The 16,986-nt window shown below is 64.4% G+C and carries 12 protein-coding genes and 1 pseudogene; 10 read left to right on the forward strand and 3 right to left on the reverse strand.

All coding sequences use genetic code 11. The features are described 5' to 3' along the window. Positions 1–112: 112 nt before the first annotated feature. Positions 113–520 (reverse strand): hypothetical protein, encoded by a 408-nt coding sequence (locus ABD301_RS21995; protein WP_279581430.1) that lies wholly within the window; start codon positions 518–520, stop codon positions 113–115. Between the two features lie 342 nt (positions 521–862). Continuing rightward, positions 863–1,318 (reverse strand): hypothetical protein, encoded by a 456-nt coding sequence (locus ABD301_RS22000; RefSeq protein WP_344312237.1) that lies wholly within the window; start codon positions 1,316–1,318, stop codon positions 863–865. Between the two features lie 469 nt (positions 1,319–1,787). On the opposite strand from ABD301_RS22000, the gene ABD301_RS22005 reads away from it, so the two are divergent. The 5 genes and pseudogenes from ABD301_RS22005 (at position 1,788) to ABD301_RS22025 (ending at position 6,409) form a co-directional block, all read left to right on the forward strand. Continuing rightward, the gene (locus tag ABD301_RS22005; protein WP_344312239.1) at positions 1,788–4,589 is read left to right on the forward strand and encodes an AfsR/SARP family transcriptional regulator; all 2,802 of its coding nucleotides are present in this window, start codon (positions 1,788–1,790) and stop codon (positions 4,587–4,589) included. Positions 4,590–4,724: 135 nt separating this feature from the next. Further along, a complete protein-coding gene (locus ABD301_RS22010; protein ID WP_163569974.1) occupies positions 4,725–5,180 on the forward strand; it encodes a hypothetical protein in 456 nt (151 codons plus the stop codon). Positions 5,181–5,258: 78 nt separating this feature from the next. Further along, on the forward strand, positions 5,259–5,444 hold the full coding sequence (locus tag ABD301_RS22015; RefSeq protein WP_163569973.1) for a hypothetical protein: 186 nt from the start codon (positions 5,259–5,261) through the stop codon (positions 5,442–5,444). Positions 5,445–5,590: 146 nt separating this feature from the next. Next, positions 5,591–5,857 (forward strand): annotated as a pseudogene (locus ABD301_RS22020) (IS1380 family transposase); the annotation flags it as partial. Beyond that, entirely contained in the window at positions 5,855–6,409 is a 555-nt protein-coding gene (locus tag ABD301_RS22025) for an arabinofuranosidase catalytic domain-containing protein (protein WP_344312339.1), read from the forward strand. The pseudogene ABD301_RS22020 and the gene ABD301_RS22025, both read left to right, overlap by 3 nt. 37 nt (positions 6,410–6,446) lie before the next feature. Here ABD301_RS22025 and ABD301_RS22030 read toward each other — a convergent pair whose 3' ends face one another. Further along, the gene (locus ABD301_RS22030) at positions 6,447–7,826 is read right to left on the reverse strand and encodes a BNR repeat-containing protein (RefSeq protein ID WP_344312240.1); all 1,380 of its coding nucleotides are present in this window, start codon (positions 7,824–7,826) and stop codon (positions 6,447–6,449) included. A 93-nt stretch (positions 7,827–7,919) separates the two neighbouring features. On the opposite strand from ABD301_RS22030, the gene ABD301_RS22035 reads away from it, so the two are divergent. The 5 genes from ABD301_RS22035 to ABD301_RS22055 all read left to right on the forward strand — a co-directional run bounded on the left by ABD301_RS22035 (position 7,920) and on the right by ABD301_RS22055 (position 16,986). Next, entirely contained in the window at positions 7,920–8,606 is a 687-nt protein-coding gene (locus ABD301_RS22035) for a hypothetical protein (RefSeq protein ID WP_344312241.1), read from the forward strand. A 219-nt stretch (positions 8,607–8,825) separates the two neighbouring features. Then, complete coding sequence (locus ABD301_RS22040) at positions 8,826–11,372, forward strand: WD40/YVTN/BNR-like repeat-containing protein (RefSeq protein ID WP_344312242.1); 2,547 nt, start codon at positions 8,826–8,828, stop codon at positions 11,370–11,372. Between the two features lie 726 nt (positions 11,373–12,098). Further along, a complete protein-coding gene (locus tag ABD301_RS22045; RefSeq protein WP_163569968.1) occupies positions 12,099–13,934 on the forward strand; it encodes a hypothetical protein in 1,836 nt (611 codons plus the stop codon). Positions 13,935–13,937: 3 nt separating this feature from the next. Continuing rightward, entirely contained in the window at positions 13,938–15,701 is a 1,764-nt protein-coding gene (locus ABD301_RS22050) for a hypothetical protein (protein ID WP_344312243.1), read from the forward strand. 25 nt (positions 15,702–15,726) lie between these two features. Beyond that, a complete protein-coding gene (locus ABD301_RS22055) occupies positions 15,727–16,986 on the forward strand; it encodes a YeeE/YedE family protein (protein WP_344312244.1) in 1,260 nt (419 codons plus the stop codon).

The raw sequence follows: 16,986 nt of genomic DNA on the forward strand, positions 1-16,986 counted from the left end.
CATAGTCTTGCGTCGTCGTTCACCAGAGTTAGCAAAAGCATCCGACCCATGACAGCAGATCACCTGATGTGAGGAGAGGAGAGGTCTGGCAACACCTCCTCTCAGAGACGAGTTAACAGTTGTGCGGATTTGAAAAATATTCGTACGTTCCAACATAGAGCTGGCCGCTGCTGTTGATATTTACGGTCTGGCCCGAATGTTTACCCGAGGCCCAAGTTGCATGATTGCTGCCGTCCGGGTATATCACAAAGTTGAAGTCGCCCTGATAGACGGCGTACGAACCTGCAACGTTGCCCCCCGACTGCCAGCAGTGCGCCGACCCGTTGTGGAGCAGCAGTAAATACCCGTGGGGGTCCATGCGGAGGCTGTATCCGCCGCCCGCATCGAGGCTTTGCGTCGGCAGCAATTTGTAATAACCGCCGCAGTAGTTATGCGCCTCGCCCTGGTATTTCAGACAGGAATAGCCGATTGTGGTCGCACTTGCCGATTGCGGCAAGACAACACCTGTTCCAAGTGCCATCACAGCCGCTCCAATAACGGCAAGCAGCCGACTGACCCCGCGACAACGAGACATGATGAGCCCTTCCGCGATAGAAGAATAGCGTGAGACGCCAAGTAGGAAGGGAGCCTGCCCTACATGGCTAGAACAAGGTCACAAGCCGTCCTTGCCCCAGACCGTGCTCTCATGAGGATGCTTGCGGCACTGAACGCATCGGTCAAGAGTTTTCGGCCTGAACCGAAATTGCTTGCCCACAGCCGAAGTACCCAGTCGCCGTAGAGGGTCCCGTTTGCATGGGATGAGATCTCACAGATCCAGAATGGGCAGCAGCTCCAAGCCCAGCGCGGGGTCGTTTGGCGTGAGCTATTTGTGAACGTTTTTGCATGCGGTGGCGTCGTGGTGCCAAGCGTCGCCGTAGTATACGTAGCCGAACACGCAGTAATTTCCTGCCGGCAAGTTCTTGTCAATCGTCCAATGGTGATCGAGGTACGTGCCACGTGCGGCGGCCGAGTTGAACCAGTGCCCCCACGGTCCGTATACGCTCAGGTAGAAGTCGTATTTGCTTCCGTTTAGCGAGGCTACATATCCCTCGATTGACCTCGTGTAGAGCCCTTTGCCCTCGATGTCGATACAGGTCTGCGTGACGTTGCCGTCGTGGCAGCCGGAGGCTGATTGCGGGCTGATCGAGAGTGGTGGATTCGACACCTTTTCGGTCCGGGCCGCGGGAGCAGCCGAGGAAGGCGCGGCAACGGCGAGGAGTGCGAGTGTGACCGCTACGGCAAGTCCGATTTTGGTCGTCGTTCGATTGAGCTGGTGCATCACAGTCTCCTTTTGTTAACCTGTATAGCTTTCAAGGGGATGGCGCTTCGCCCATGTTGACGGCGTAATCACCAGATCGCTGGGCGGGCGAGGTCCGGCTCTGGTACGGCCACAACGCCTCGCTGCCGCTCGGCTATGCAACCCCGTGCGGTAGTTAGGGGTAACGCGCTACGGTCACGGCTCCCTTGATCGTCGTGGGTGAATCTTGAGGAATTCGTTGCCGAACAATGGCATCTCCTGTGTCCGGGCGATGGGAAGACGAAGCCCGCCGAGGGCGTTTTTCACTGTTTTCCGGTGCTGGTGCTTGGATGTCCGCTCCGGCCTTCGCTTGGACAGCACACTGGCACCGCGGTTTGGTGGAAAACCTTGCCGATGTCTTGCCGACCGATACGGCCGATCGCACGTCTGCCTTGTGTGGGTGTGGTTTGGTGTATGTGTCCTGCCGGTTATTCGGTAGCTTGGGGAGAAAATGGCCTACATCCGGATGCTCGGCCCTGTGCGGTTATCGACCGGCGGGCGGGTGCTGGACCTCGGGCCACCCAAGCAACGGGCTGTGTTGGTGGCCCTGCTGGTCGACGCCGGGCGTACGGTCACGATCGACACATTGGTGGACCGGGTCTGGGATCAGCGGCCGCCGGGACAACCACGGAACGCTTTGTACGTCCACATCACGCGGATCCGGCGGGTGCTGGCCGAAGCCGCGGCATGCGACGGCCCGGTCGCGCGGCTGGAACGGACCGGTGGCGGGTATCAACTCACCGTGGACCCGGACGATGTCGATTTCCACCGCTTCCAGCGGCTCGCCGAGCGGTCGAGGCGACCGGAATGCGGCGACGAACAACGCGCGACGCTGCTCACCGAAGCACTCGAACTCTGGCAGGGCGAGCCGCTGGCCAGCCTCACCGGCGACTGGGTCGGTACGGTTCGACAACACTGCCGCGAGCAGCACGTCGAGGCGGTGCTGGACTGGGTGAACGCGCAGTTGGCGCTGGGCGACGCCGCTGCGGCACTGCGCCGCGTTCGGCCGTTGGCCGACGAACACCCGCTTGATGAGAAGATCGCGCTCACGCTGTTCCGGGCGTTGCTCGCGGCTGGTCGTGGGTCCGAGGCGATCCAGTGTTATGCGGTGACCCGGCACCGCCTGGCCGACGAGCTGGGCGTCGACCCATCCCCCGCACTGCAGGAGCTCTATCAGGCGACGCTGCGTGGCGTGCCGTCGGCGACCACACCTAGGCAGCCGACCGTGAGCCGCCCACCCGCGCAGTTGCCTGCCAGCCTGTCCGACTTCACTGGGCGTACGACCGAACTCGCCCTGCTCACCAGGTTGCTCATCGATGGTGCGGACAGCGACGGCGTACGAATCGTCACCGTCAGCGGCATGGGTGGCCTCGGTAAGACCGCGCTGGCGGCACGGCTGTCGCACCAGCTCAAGGACGAGTTTCCGGACGGGCAGCTCTATGCGGACCTGCGAGGCACCGACCCGACGCCGGCTTGCGCGTACGACATCCTCGCTGGCTTTCTTCGAGCGTGCGCAGGCGAGGATGCGTACGTCCCGGCCGCCGCCCCGGAACTCGGCTGCCGTTATCGCAGCCTGCTGGCTGGTCGCCGAATGCTGATCCTGCTGGACAACGCCCGCGACGCGGCACAGGTACGGCCGCTGTTGCCGGGCAGCGGAGGCTGCCGAGTGCTGGTCACCAACCGCGCTCGGCTGGTCGGATTGGAAGGCGCGAGTCCGGTGCACCTGGGCTTGTTCGGTGAAGCCGACGCGCTCACCCTGCTCGGCCGGCTCGCTGGCACCGAGCGAGTACGGGCCGAGCCGGCCGCGAGCGCTGAGGTGATTGCCGCCTGCGGTGGTCTGCCGCTCGCGGTCAGGATCGCCGGCTCGCGACTGGCTGGACGGCCGGCGTGGAGTATGCGGACGCTCGCCGACCGGCTGACTGACGAGCACCACCGCCTGGACGAGCTGGTCAGCGGTGATCTGGCGGTCCGGGCCAGGTTCCAGGTGACATACACAGGCCTGCCGCCGACCGGGGATCCGGCTCGGTTCTTCCCCCTGCTCAGCCTGCACGGCGGCCGGGATGCGAGCTTGCCGGCGCTGGCAGCGCTGCTCGACAAACCGACGGACCGCACCGAACGAGGGCTGGAGACGCTCGTCGACACGGACCTGCTGCGGTCGCCCAGCCCGGGCCGTTACCAGCTGCACGACCTGTTGCGGGTCTACGCCGCCGAGTGCACAGACACCAGCCACCCGGCGCAGCAGCGAACCGCCGCTGTCGAACGTCTGATGACCTGGTATTTGCACAGTGCACAGGCCGCGAACCGCGCGGTCTTCCCGCTCGGTGAACACCTTTCGCTCAACCGGCCAGCGGCAGCGCGAGAAACGGAGTTCCGCACCCACCAAGCGGCCCTGGACTGGTTCGATCGCGAACACGCGAACCTGGTGGCCGCCACCGGTGTGGCCGCCGACCACGGCCTGCACACCGTGGCATGGCAGTTGCCCGCGACGATGTGGGGATTCTTCCACCTGCGCAAGCACTGGGACGACTGGATCAGCACGCATCAAATCGCTCTCGAGGCCGCTCGCCTGGACGGTGACCAGGCCGGCGAGGCGCTGACCCTCAATGTCCTGGGCATCGCCTACACGGACCAGCGCAGGTTCCGGCAGGCAATCGACTGTTGCCGACAGTCGTTGGCGATCCGCCGACGAACTGGCGATCGACGAGGGCAGGCGGTCACCCTCAACGTACTCGGCGCTGCGTACGCCGACCGGCGGCAGTATGCCGAAGCCACCGACTGCTACCGGAAGGCACTGAAGACCTACCGCGGCCTTGGCAACCTGCGAGGTGAAGGCCTGGTGCTCAACAGCCTTGGCGATGCCTGCCGCAGGCAAGGCATTTTCGGCCCAGCCGACCAGCATTTGCGGCGAGCGCTGGACATCCAGCAACGTACCGACGACCACCACAGCCAACGACTCACTCTGGACAGCCTCGGCCGGGTCTACCAAGGCCTGCGTCAGTACGACCGAGCCATCGACCTCCATCGCAGCTCTCTCACCATCCGGCGCTCACTCGGCGACCGTTGGGGCACCGCGACAACTCTCACCGAACTCGGAAATGCCCTACAACACAAAGGACAACTCACCGCCGCCCGGACCTGTTGGAAGGAAGCGGTGGACATCTTCGACGAGGCCGGCGACAGTGCCGGCACCGCCCAAGCGCAGCAGTATCTCGCCAGGCCGTTGTCCCGTTGCGGCATCGTCACGATGCGCTGACTCGTGACTCACCGCCATCTTCATTGATCCAGCCGGGGGCGACAAGATTTCGTTAAGACCCCTCAATCAAGGTGGTCCTGGCACGTCGGATGGGTGGAAATCGCCGAAATGTGAACTCAAAGAAAGAGATAGCCCATGATGAAAGCACGACTGAACACGGCGGTGGTCACTGTCGTTGGCGTGGCAGCCGTACTCACAGCGACGGTCGGCCCGGCGAGTCCGGCCGTGGCCTCGAGCACTGATCCCGGCCAACCGGCCGGCGCCGTCGGTAATTATCTGGGCAACGCCTACAGCGCGTCGGCGGGCGAATGCAAGGTGTGGATGAATGGCACTGACTGGACCAACGCGTCCGGCGGACACTACCAATACACGCAAGCCGAATTCGAAACCTGGGGCCATGCACTATGTACCGTGCACTACCTACGGTGGCACTACCTGCAGGGAAAGTGGCGAAAGAGCTTTGACATCTCCAGGACGATGGAAGCGACCGACCGATATCAAACTGGCTTCTACTGGAACGGCCCCGGCTGGCGTACGCAGGTATGCCTGGTCACTGGCGACCGATTCTGTGGCGACACCTACACGGGATAATGATCCAGCAAACTGGCGAAGTAATCTGTCACTGAGCTGAATCAGCGATCAACGCTAATGCCGCTCGGAGGAATAGCAATGTCCTGGACTCCCTGGATCGTCCTCGGCATCGTGTGTACGGCCCTGCTCGTGGTGGGCGTTATGAACAACAGAACGAATAAACCTGGTCTCCTGATGCGCGCCGCCTGGGTGCTCTCACTGGTGGTGCTCGCCGCCTCCGTCGTCATCGGGATCGTACTCGCGGTCGTATATTTCGTCTCCTGAACACGATAGGACAGGAATCATTCGCCTAGCCTCGGGATTTCATCTGTTGGCGAGTGACACGGTCAAATGCACGGAAGTGCCTATCCGGTGCGGGAAACTTGGGATTGCGATGTCTCAAGTCACTGCGTCAGGAAGGCACTCCGGAGGTGAAGGGTAACAGGGTTGGCGGGTTGGTTTTGGATCCTGGTCGCGAGTCGTTGGTCTCCTGGGCTGGTGGGTTGTTGTTGGGCCAGACGATCGGGTTGTGCGGGGTCAGGCGGGCGTGTCGGTGGCGTCGGGCCAGTCATGATCCGGGGAAGATCGTGGGTGATATCGCGACCGCGGTCGCGTTGGGTGGTGACTGTGTGGCTGATCTGGCGGTGGTGCGGGCCCAGCCTGCGTTGTTCGGTTCGGTGGCAAGTGACCCGACGGTGTGGGCGTCGTACAACGGGCCGCTGTATCAGGTGCGACGCTCATCGGACAACACGTACAAGAGCATCGCCCCGCTTGCCGCAGGCGGCTACGCCAACGCGGCCACCCAGGATTCGTTCTGCGCGCGCACCAGCTGCGTGATCACCAGGATCTACGACCAGACCAGCCGCCACAACGATCTCACCCAAGCCCCGGGTGGCGGCGCGGCCGGCGGCCCTGACAACCTCGCGAACGCGACCGCGGCACCGACCACAGTCAACGGCCACAAGGTGTACGGCGTCTACGTGGCACCCGGCACCGGCTATCGCAACGACAACACCGCTGGCATCGCGACCGGTGACCAACCAGAGGGGATGTACGCGATTCTGGACGGTACGCATGACAACGGCGGCTGCTGCTTCGACTACGGAAACGCCGAAACGAGCAACAACGACACCGGCAACGGCAAGAGTTCCGCGGGCACCTTCTACGAAGGCGTGATGACTTCCGGCTATCCGTCGACCACCACCGAAAACTCGGTGCAGGCCAACATCGTCGCCGTCGCGTACAAGTAGATCCACCATAAGAAAGCACCGAAGCAAGCGGATCCGGTCACGATGGCAGTGCGAAGTCCATGACGTGCAGTGCCGATGGGGTCGTGGTGCCGGTTGATTTCTCCTGGTACAGCACGGACAGGACGTTGTCCTGCCTGATCCGCGTCTCGTCGATCACGACCTCGCCGAAGGCGTTCAGACCGCTCCCGGAATACAGTAGCGTCCAGTCCCGGTATCCGGAGGATTTCGAGGCGCCGGCGATCCGCCCTCTCGGCAGCACCGCGTACGCATTGTCGTACTTGTCCAGGACCAGCCTGGTGCGTTGGCTGGAACGGAGCGCGATCGGTATCTCGGTCTTGGTCCAAGTGCCCGACGAGTTCTTGCGGAGGTGGAAGGCACGGCCGTGGTTGGTGCGGTCCGCGACATAGTTCGTGGTGCATTGGCCGAAGCGACCGGGTACGTAGCTGACGATCGCATGCGGCAGGCCAGTGGAGTCCACTGCCTGGCTCTCCTGGTTCATGAGCGAGTGGTCGGCGTCGAGCGAATCGATGACGAGCCCGCTGTCGGTGACGGCGATCGGGCCCGGGCAGCCGGAGGTGCTGCCAGTGGCGCCGACGACGATTCCCGCGTCGTTGCGCCAGGTGCGGCCGCGGTCGGTCGAGTAGACGTAGCCGGTGTCGTGATTGGCGATGCCGCCGCTGGCGCCCATCACGGCGCCGTTTTGCTCGCGCCAGGTGAAAAAGGAGTGCACTCGGCCGTCGAGGTCGTAGTCGATGCCGTGCAGGTACATGTTGCGCGCCGCGCTCGAGCCGTGCTCGCTGCGGTATACGCCGGTTGAGCTGGTCCACTCACCCAGGTTGGTCCATGAGGTGCCGTCGTATTCGGCGAGAGCGTTTCGCCCGTTACCGGAGATCCCTGCCCGGTAGCTGAGCTGAAGGTTGCCCTCAGGCGTCGAGATGAACTGGGGATACGTGAACAGCGTGGTCAACGCGAGTCCGTCAAGGGTCGGCTGCGCGGCGCCGAAGCGGTTTGCGGTCCAACTCAGGCCGCTGGGGTTGTCGAGCAGGCCCGACACCGACCTGACGTACGTGAAACTGTCGCTGTGCGAGTCCATGTTGAGGTGCAACCGGCCGTCGATTGTGGAGACGCCCATGGACATCACGTTGTGGGAGTCGTCGCTTTTGAGTGTGTGGCCAACCTTGACGGTCGCCCAACTGCTCTCGCCGAGCGCCCGACGGCCAACCACGGCGTTGCGGTCAGCGGCGTACCAGACCGCGTACTGGTAGCTCCGGTAGGTCAGCAGCCCGTTCTTCTGGAACGAGTTGTTGTTGACCAGGCCGTCGTACGAGACGAAAAACAGCGCCTGTGTGTCGACCGTGGTGCGGCCGTACGGCGTCACCGAAGGTCCGTGGTTCGCCGGCAACGTTTCTCTTTTCATGGGCATCTCTACGGTATCTCCTGGCCGCGGGCGACGGGCCGGAGTCTGGCTGGAATGCTGCACCTGAGAAGAAAATCCAAGGAGGCGAGTCCCATGTCCGAGTCGGATACCTCGTCCGCCGCGGCTGCGCCGTCCGAACGACTCCTGCGGTGGGTGTTGGCGGTGGGGATCGTTGGCGGACCGCTGGCATTTCTGATCGGCGGAGTTTTCAACCCTTCCATTCATGAGTCTGGTGTCCTGAGCCTCACACATAATGCTCACGCGAGCCCGGTCACCAATGCGATTCATCTGGTCGCGTTTGTGGTGGCTTCCTACCTCCTGCCATTCGGCGCGATCGGGTTGGCGTGGCTGGCCTATCCGCGGACGCCGTGGCTGGCCTCCATCGCAGGCCTGCTGGCGGTGATCGGCTGGCTCCCGTTCTCCGCACTGACAGCGCAGGACGATGTCACCAATGCCCTGGCGCAGCTTCCGGACAGCGCCTCGTACGGAGGTTTTTGGGATCATTTCACCAATGATCCGGTGATGCTTTCGTATCTTGTTGTTTACGTCGTCGGTCACTTGACGTCGTACGTCCTGTTCGGCATCGCTTTGGGCCGCGGTCGGATCATCTCGTGGTGGGCCACCTGGATGCTGGCTGCGAGCAGCCCGTTGACCCTGACCGCGTTCGTTTTCCCTTACCGGCTGGTCGTTGGTGCCGTCGCCTTGGGGTTGGTGGTGATCGGCAGTGTGCCCGCCGCTGTCGCGATGATCAGGGGCCGGCGCGTACCGGCCGCAACGTGATCGGCGTCAGCGCGCGGGCGTCACCGCGATCGTCGTCACCGGTTCGTTAGCAATGCAAGGATTTAACCTCGCCATAAGGCGTTTTGTGATCGATTTGGCTGTTTGTTCGATTGCGACGGACCTTTCCCGTTTTTTTTATTGGCAAACCGTGGACGGCTGTGCGGTGCTGTGCCAGCATTCGGCTGCGCCGAGGTGCGGTGCGAAGGGATCGGTGCGGCGATGTTGTTCGCGTTATCCAACAAGTCGATCTTCACTCGCCCGGCAGTGGCCCTGGCAGTGGTGGCGGTGACCACCGTGGCGCTCACCACACCTGCCTCGGCGGCGCCTCCCCACCCGGATCCGTTGCGTGGGGTGGCGAAAATCCAGGTGCAGCAGCACGCTCGGTCGTCGGGGCTGAGACCGCTGGAGCGCGGTGAGGGCGAGGGCGACGCTCTGGAGGTTGCCGATCAGGCGGAGCAGTACGCCGGTCAGCGCAGCGCTCCGGGTGACTCGGTGTCGGCAGCTGCGCTGGTCGCCGCGCGCGGTCAGGCGGCGGCACTTCCGCTGGCACGTGGCCGTGCGAGCGAGGTCACCGGGCAGCCGCTGGATGCTGAGCCGGCCGGATACACCGATCCCACCTGGTCCAACGACGGCGCGGGTTTTCGTACGGTCGCTGGACGTACGACAGCTCTTGCGGTCGATGGGAACACCTACTACCAGGGCGCAGCTGACGGTGGCGTGTGGAAGTCGACCGACCGCGGCCAGACCTGGCATTCCATCTGGGACGGCCAGAACACACTGTCGATCGGCGCGCTGCTGGTCGGCCCGGATCATTCGCTCTGGGTGGGAACCGGCGAGTCGAACACCAGCAGCGACTCGTACCTCGGAACGGGTGTGTACCGCTCAACCAACGGAGGCCGCAGTTTCACCCGCGTCGGCGGCGACGAGTTGCTGGATCACCAGACGTTCCGGCTCGTCGCCGATGGTCAGGGGCAGGTGTACGCGGCCACCAATCAGGGCTTGTACCGGCATTCGCTCCACACCAGCAACGGTGGCTGGACGCTAGTGCTCAAGCCGGATCCGAACCCGACGGGTTCCCCGTACGACACCTCGTTCATTTCCGACGTGGCCATCCGGCCGGGAACCGGCGGCCAGTCCGTACTGGCCGTGCTGGGGTGGCGCAACGGCACCGCGTACAACGGGTTCTACCTGTCCACCACCGGCGGCGGACCGGGGTCCTTCCAGCGCGTCACCCCAGCCGGGGACATTGACGCCACCGACATCGGTCGTACGACCTTGGCGTACGCGGCGGACGGGTCGCGGCTTTACGCGATCGTCCAGTCCCCAAAGAAGCTCCTGGCTAACGACGACACCAACCTGCAAGGCGTTTTCGCTTCCGCGTCAGGAAATCCGGCGGGTCCGTACACCCGGATCGCCGACTCGGACTCACTCGGGGCGTCCGGCTCCGCACTGCAGAACCTGGCGGGCTACCACGTCGGGATTCAGTCCTGGTACAACCAGGTTCTCGCGGTGGACCCCAAAAACCCGATGCACGCCTACGTCAGCCTGGAGGAGGTCTTCCAGACCAACGACGGCGGCAGCACATTCCAGACCGCCAGCCAATACTGGAACTACGGCCTGACCTGCGGCACCGCAGCGTGCCCGCCGGCCACCCACCCCGACCAGCACGCGCTGGCGCTGACCGCCGACCGGCAGGTGGTGATCGGCAACGACGGCGGCACCTATCGGCGCCCGATGTCGGTGACCGGATACGGCAGCTGGGTGGATCTGAACGACACCGTACGGACGCTGCAATACTACGACGCCGCCGCCGGGCGATCCGGCCACGGGACGGCGTACTGGGGCGGCCTGCAGGACAACGGCACCTCGGCCCTTTTCCCCGGTAACGCCAAGAACATCGAGCCTGCGGGCGGGGACGGTGGGATGGTCCTGGTGAATCCCGCCAACGGTCAGCAGGCAGTCGGCGAGTACACCAACCTGGCGATGTACCGCACCAGCGACGGCGGCCACACGTTCACCACCATCAGCCCCGAATGCGGCTACTACACAGATGCGACCGCATGCGACCCATCCGCCCGGTTCATCGCGCCGTTCCAAGCCGATATCCACAACGCCAATCACTGGGTGGCGGCGGGCAACAAGGTCTGGGACACGGTCAAGGGCTGGAATACAGTCTGCGCGACCAACTGCGACTGGACCCCCGTGCACAGTTTCGGCACCGACGCGGCCGGCGGCTACAACATCGGCACCGCGGTCGCCGTCAGCGGTGTCGTGACGTACGCGGCATGGGTCGACAGCGGCGCCAACCCCTCACCGTCGTTCGCCAGTGGAATCGACACCAACTACGGCGGCAGCTGGCACCGGATCAGCTCACCCGTACTTCCCAACCGCTACATCGCCGGCCTCACCGTCGACCCCGCCAACCCCGCCCACGTTTACGCCGTCTACAACGGCTACTCCCGCCGATGGATCCCCGGCGGCGGCATCGGTGTCCTGTTCGAATCCGTCGACGGCGGCTCGACCTGGCGCAACATCACCGCAAACCTGCCAGACGCCCCCGGCGACGGCCTCGCGATCGCCGGCGGGAAACTTGTCCTTGGCACCGACATCGGCCTGTTCACCGCCGACCGACGATCGCCCACCCGCTGGTCCCGGCTTGGCGTGCTGCCCAACGTCGCCGTGACCAACGTACGGACCCAGCCTGGCGGTAACGCCGTGCTGGCAGCCACCCACGGGCGAGGAATGTGGACGGTGACCCTCGGCTGATCGTGCCGCCTCAGTGCGACAGAATGCCAGAAGAACCAGTCTCGACTGCCTCGACGTACTCAAGGAGGTCGACTCGTCTTCCAGTAGTCGGCTCAGTCTTCGGAACTTGCGAAATTCATGTCGCATCGAGCCGTATCGCGGCCGTTCCGGGCACGTTGCCGGCAAGCATCACCAGACTACTGTCATCTTACCGAAAACCCACCTCTGAGCAGCACCGATCCGCATCGCCATTCTCCTTGCGCGCGGACGTACCCGTGCGGCACTCTCACAACATTCCCGCGGCCGGTCAAGCCCGGTGTGAGCCCTGATCGAAAGTGACATGGAAAAAGTTCCCGCATAGTGAGCGTTTTGGTCGGACTTGACTTGACATAGACTTGTCCGCGTCTGAATACTCCTATCCGTGGAACGGCGCCTACTCTTGGTCGCCTGCCGATACGTCGATCTCGTACGGCAGGCCAGCAGTGTCTGTCCGGGCTCGTAGAGCGCGTTGACGGCGCTGACCCTTCTTTTCTGACCCCCGGTAATCTGGCGGTCATTTTCTGACTCCGTCCGTACGGACGGCCTCCTTTCCGAGTGCCAACTCGTGTCCTTTCCGGCGCGCGTGTGCATCGGCGTCGCAGCCACCCTTGGCTTCGCCATGCCCTCGACTGGACCAGCTTGGGCCAGCGCTGCGAATGCGCTTCTTTCCACGCCCCCTTTTCTTTTCTCCCCTCATGAGGAGCTGGCATGCCCCTACCTTTTCGCCTCCGACAACGAAGGCCTGCTGTTTTTGCGGCAGTCCTCGGATTGTCGGTCGCGGCACTGGTTGTTCCCGCCACCCAGGCGGCTTCCGGTGCCGGTATCGACCAACTCGTCTCGAGCCTGACGGGCGCGGACGGCAAGACCTATTCGGTCACCAACCATCTGGACCGCCAGCTGGCGAACACCGCGACCAGCGGTGCCAAACGCAAGGAATGGCTGCTGGTCTGGGCCGGCGACGAGAATATCGCTGACACCGCGGTGAAAACCGTGAAAGGCCTCCCCGGCGGGCTTTCCGTTGACCTCGGCGGCCTCGGCAAGACGGTCACGGATGCCTTGCCAGGTCCGGATTTCCTGGCTGTCATCGACGCCACCAAGGGCTCGCCAAGCTACGGCAAGGTGGTCAACACGGTGACAGTCGGGCCGCTGGTGGAGAACGAGCCGCACCACATGCAGTACATCTGGCACAAGGGCGACAAGATCTACGCCGGCGGCCTTTTCAGTGCGGCGACCTATGTTTTTGACGTGAAGAAGCTGCCGGAAGTCAGCATCAGTGGCATCAGCCTGCCGACCCAGACGCTGGGTGGCTCGGTGCCGGACGCCTATTGGGTGCTGAAGGACGGTACGGCGTACGGGACCTACATGGGCGGGCCGGTGGTTCCTGGCCCGTACATCTATCCGAACGGGAAAACGGCGATAGGCAACGGATTCGCCGGCTCCCCCGGTGAGGTCGTGCATTTCGACCAGCAGGGCAAGGTGCTCACCCAGGCGCCGGCCGCGACCGGGCAGTCCGAGGATGCCAGCCAGTGCCTCGATCTGCCGACCACGGTGACCACCACCTGCGCCAATCCGCACGGCATCCAGGTACGCGAGGACCTGAACCGGATGGTCACCAGTGACTACGCCGAACCTCGGAACATCATTCTGGATCCGGTGAAAGCGCCGTCGCCGTTCCTGCGCCGGCCGACCGTACGCATCTGGGACATCAGTGACCGCAACCATCCGAGGGTCACATCCGTGGACTACCTGCCCAAGGGACCGCGGTCCAATCCGGATGACCCGCTGCGCAACGAAAACCGGGCGGTCATGGAGACGACCGTGACCAATCTCCCGAACCACAAGGGAGCTTTTGCCGAGACCATGTCCGGTGGCGCGATTTTCTATACGCCGGACATCACCGCGCCGCAACCGAAATGGCGCGAGGTCTTCGACGACACCACGGCGGCGGCCGCACTGGGATCTTCCCAGTTCCCGGCCGGCAACGACGGCGGCGGCTGGGTGCAGACGAGTCTCGACGACAAATACCTGTATCACGCGGTGATCGGCCGGCCGGCCGGGATCTACGGCGCCAGCGATCCTGGCTCTCCCGGTTACGTCGTTTCGCTCAACATCGAAAAGCTGCTGGCTTCTGGCAACAACCCGAAGGTCAGCATCGACACCGCGGACGAGATCACCGGCGGCGGGAACGAGTCGGACGCACCCACGATCGCCGGGATCCAGAAGATCGACGGCGGGCCGCACTGGGGCACACTCGACAACTTCACACTGGGCAGCGACGGTTACTACCACGAGACCGACCAGACCACCCGGATCGCCACGTCGAACTATTTTGTGGCCCGTACCGGAATCGACGGCAACCACAAGGTCTGCATCGTCAACTCCAACCCGAAGACCGGCTCGCTCTCATTGGACGCCAGTTTCCGGGACGAGAACGAAGGTACGCCCTGCGTCGACTTCAACCGAGTGTCGTGGCCACACGGCAAGCTGGGCAACGCAAAACCGCACTCGGAGCTCTTTGTCGTCGCGGATGCGGATCTGAAATAGCCGATGATCACTGAAATGGCGCACGCCGGCGCAACCGGCGCCGGCGAGTTCACTTTGGCCGCTATCGCTCGGATGCTGCTTGTCCTTGGCACCGCAGCGGTGGCCGGTGGCGCACTGGTGCGTCCACTGGCCGGCCCACCGTCGCCGGTGGCTCGACGGATCGGATGGGCAGCGGCCGCAGTGGCTGCGCTGGCCTGCCTCACCTCGGTTGGCGATGGCACCGCCATGCCGATCGCGATGGCGCAGGTTGCTTTCACCCTGGTGATCGCTTCCTTGCCCACGATTGAAAACCTGTCAAGGTGGAGCGTTTTCGGCGGTGCCGCACTGGCCGCCGTCATCGCTTGGGAGGCGGTTGCCGACGCCGGCGGTGCGGTGGTGTGGGTCGGATTTGCCCACGTCGCCGCGCTGGCGGTGTGGCTCGGCACGGCGACCGCTACGGCCACCGCCGCGGATCGTCGGGAGGTGGCCGCCCGGACCAGTGTCTTGTCCACCGTGGCGGCCGCCGTCGTGCTGGTCAGCGCGCTGGCTTTGGCCGTATTGAACGGTTTGGGCCTCGACGAGCGAATGGTACGGACATCGTACGGCTGGGCGATCACCATCGAGACCGTCTTGGTTGTCGCCGGGACGGCAGCGCAATTCCAAACGGAAAAATTAGCGAAATACCAGGCGATCGGCCTGGCTGTGGCGATCGCGGCCTGGGCGAGCCTGGCGGCTTTGCCCGCGCCCGATCCGTTGCCGACTCCCGGAACCCCCTTGCTCAGGGAGGTAAATCTCGCAGGCTCCGCAACGCCGGTACTGGTAACCCCTGGATTGCCGGGAAAGAACATAGTCCACGTGGGAGGCGAACACGCCGGTCAGATTTCGGTGGCGGTGAACGGTTCCTCGCCAGTACACGCAAAGGCTGAGCCGGGTGCCGCTGGCGGCTGGGCGGTCCTGACACTCCCCGCCGGCCGGAGCACTGTCACACTCTCGTACCAAACCCAACAGGCGTCGGTACGAGCGGACGCAGGCTTCTCCCAGCGCACGATCGCCGGCTCGGTCGGTCCGGACGCGGCCGAATGCGCTAGCGCGGCACTGGGAACCCTGATGACCGGCCGAAACTTGCCGCTCGCGGCTTGCCCAACCAACCAGCTTTCCAGCACGGACGCGGATTCCCTGCGATCGATGGTGACGTTCCTGGCAAGTCGGCACGTACCAGCCATCACGATAGTCGCAGACACTTCGGTACGAGCGGCGGCCGCTTCATCGCTCGTACGATCGGCGGCCGCGGCTCTGCAACTGCCTGTTGCGCCGGAAAAGCCCGGAAACCTGCCGGGCGCACTGGTTGTCGTATCCGGATGGTCACCGGCCGCCCAGAAACTTCGGGTGACCGGCACCGGAAAAGCGGGGTCGACGGCGTACACGGCCGGCGTCTGGCTGGCGCCGTGGCTGTTGGAAGCGCCGGTCCTGAGCATGAACGCCGGCTCGATCCTGCCGCTGCGCTTCAACCCACACGAATCTCTGCCGGAACGTTACGCCACCGCGCTTGCGCACGGCTTCAACACTGACTTTCCTACCACTGCTGGCTATCTCAGCTGGCTGGCCGCCGGTGGCCAGCCCGGCAAGACCGGCACGGACACCGACCCGACCCAACTCTACGCAGCCGCGCCGGTGGCGTTTTTACCTGCGGAGTTTGACATGCACATGGCCGGCCAGGCACTCGGCTGGCTGCCGAACGGCACCGTCGTCCCGATCAGCGGCCCGCTCGCCGGGCCGGCAAAATCCTGAGCATTTCCTACTTTCGGAGGTTTCCATGGCGGTCGCGGACGAAGGACTTCCCGCACCGACGTTGCCCAGCCGCGCGGCCAGGCCCGCCGCGCAGGCACCACCGGTGAAATGGACGGTGGTCGCGATCGGCGCCGTCCTCACGGTCGCATTGGGCGCCTGGATTTCGCAGGTTGGCGGCGTGAAGACGGTGATTCTGTACGCTCTCGGGCTGCTGCTCGGCGTCGTACTCTTCCATTCGCGTTTCGGTTTCACCTCGGCCTGGCGGCAGTTGGTGGCGGTCGGTCAACCGCGGGCTTTGCGCGCGCACATGTTGATGCTGGCCATTGCCTGCCTGCTGTTCGCGATCCTGCTCGGCGGCGGCATCGGGTTCGGCGTGACCCCACAGCCGCTGCTGCAGCCGGTCGGCGCCGGTGTGGTGGTCGGCGCCTTTCTTTTCGGCGTCGGCATGCAACTTGGTGGCTCCTGCGCGTCCGGCACGTTGTTCGCGATCGGCAGCGGGCAGAGCGCGATCCTCATCACGCTCACCGGATTTGTCGCCGGCTCGGTGCTCGGCGCGGCGAACTTTACCTTCTGGACCAAGACAGTCCCACCCGGCCCGATCGTTTCGCTGGCCAAGACGCCACTGGGCTATCCCGGCGCGCTGGTCATTTCGCTGGTAGTGATGGCCGCGATTGTCGCCGTGTCGTTCCGGGTCGAGCGGCGCCGGAAGCCGCCGGCCATCGAGGAACCGCCCACCACCCACGGCCTGCTCCGGGCGATCCGCGGCGCGTGGCCACTGTGGGTCGGCGCCATCGGGCTGGCCGTACTCAACGGCGCCACCCTGTTCTTCTCCGGCAGCCCGTGGGGAATCACCTTCGCCTTCGCCTTGTGGGGCTCAAAAATCCTGCAGCTCTTCGGCGTCGATGTGGCGCACTGGGCATACTGGATGGTCCCGAAAAACGCCGCAGCCCTGGACTCCTCGGTGTTGCTGGACAAAACCTCCGTGATGGATTTCGGTATCATTCTCGGCGCCCTGATCGCGTCCGCGGCTGCCGGCGCTTTTGTCCTGCACCGGCGGATCCCGTGGAAACTCGCGCTCGGCGCGGTGCTCGGCGGGATTCTGATGGGCTACGGCGCCAGGCTGGCGGGCGGCTGCAACATCGGGGCGTACTTCTCTGGCATCGCATCTTTCAGCCTGCACGGCTGGCTCTGGGGTGTGCTGGCCATCGCCGGCACCTACGCCGGCCTCCGACTGCGGCCGCTTTTCGGCCTGACCAACCCAAAACCCACCGACTCGGTCTGCTGA

Source organism: Fodinicola feengrottensis (assembly GCF_039530045.1).
Taxonomy (GTDB): Bacteria; Actinomycetota; Actinomycetes; order Mycobacteriales; family HKI-0501; genus Fodinicola; species Fodinicola feengrottensis.

What these genes read in the sequence shown, in the direction of transcription:
- ABD301_RS22045 (WP_163569968.1), top strand. Translation starts at nt 12,099, where the DNA reads ATGCCCCTACCTTTTCGCCTCCGACAACGAAGGCCTGCTGTTTTTGCG.
- ABD301_RS22055 (WP_344312244.1), top strand. Translation starts at nt 15,727, where the DNA reads ATGGCGGTCGCGGACGAAGGACTTCCCGCACCGACGTTGCCCAGCCGC.
- ABD301_RS22030 (WP_344312240.1), bottom strand. Translation starts at nt 7,826, where the DNA reads ATGAAAAGAGAAACGTTGCCGGCGAACCACGGACCTTCGGTGACGCCG.
- ABD301_RS22035 (WP_344312241.1), top strand. Translation starts at nt 7,920, where the DNA reads ATGTCCGAGTCGGATACCTCGTCCGCCGCGGCTGCGCCGTCCGAACGA.
- ABD301_RS22040 (WP_344312242.1), top strand. Translation starts at nt 8,826, where the DNA reads ATGTTGTTCGCGTTATCCAACAAGTCGATCTTCACTCGCCCGGCAGTG.
- ABD301_RS21995 (WP_279581430.1), bottom strand. Translation starts at nt 520, where the DNA reads ATGGCACTTGGAACAGGTGTTGTCTTGCCGCAATCGGCAAGTGCGACC.
- ABD301_RS22050 (WP_344312243.1), top strand. Translation starts at nt 13,938, where the DNA reads ATGATCACTGAAATGGCGCACGCCGGCGCAACCGGCGCCGGCGAGTTC.
- ABD301_RS22005 (WP_344312239.1), top strand. Translation starts at nt 1,788, where the DNA reads ATGGCCTACATCCGGATGCTCGGCCCTGTGCGGTTATCGACCGGCGGG.
- ABD301_RS22000 (WP_344312237.1), bottom strand. Translation starts at nt 1,318, where the DNA reads ATGCACCAGCTCAATCGAACGACGACCAAAATCGGACTTGCCGTAGCG.
- ABD301_RS22010 (WP_163569974.1), top strand. Translation starts at nt 4,725, where the DNA reads ATGATGAAAGCACGACTGAACACGGCGGTGGTCACTGTCGTTGGCGTG.
- ABD301_RS22015 (WP_163569973.1), top strand. Translation starts at nt 5,259, where the DNA reads ATGTCCTGGACTCCCTGGATCGTCCTCGGCATCGTGTGTACGGCCCTG.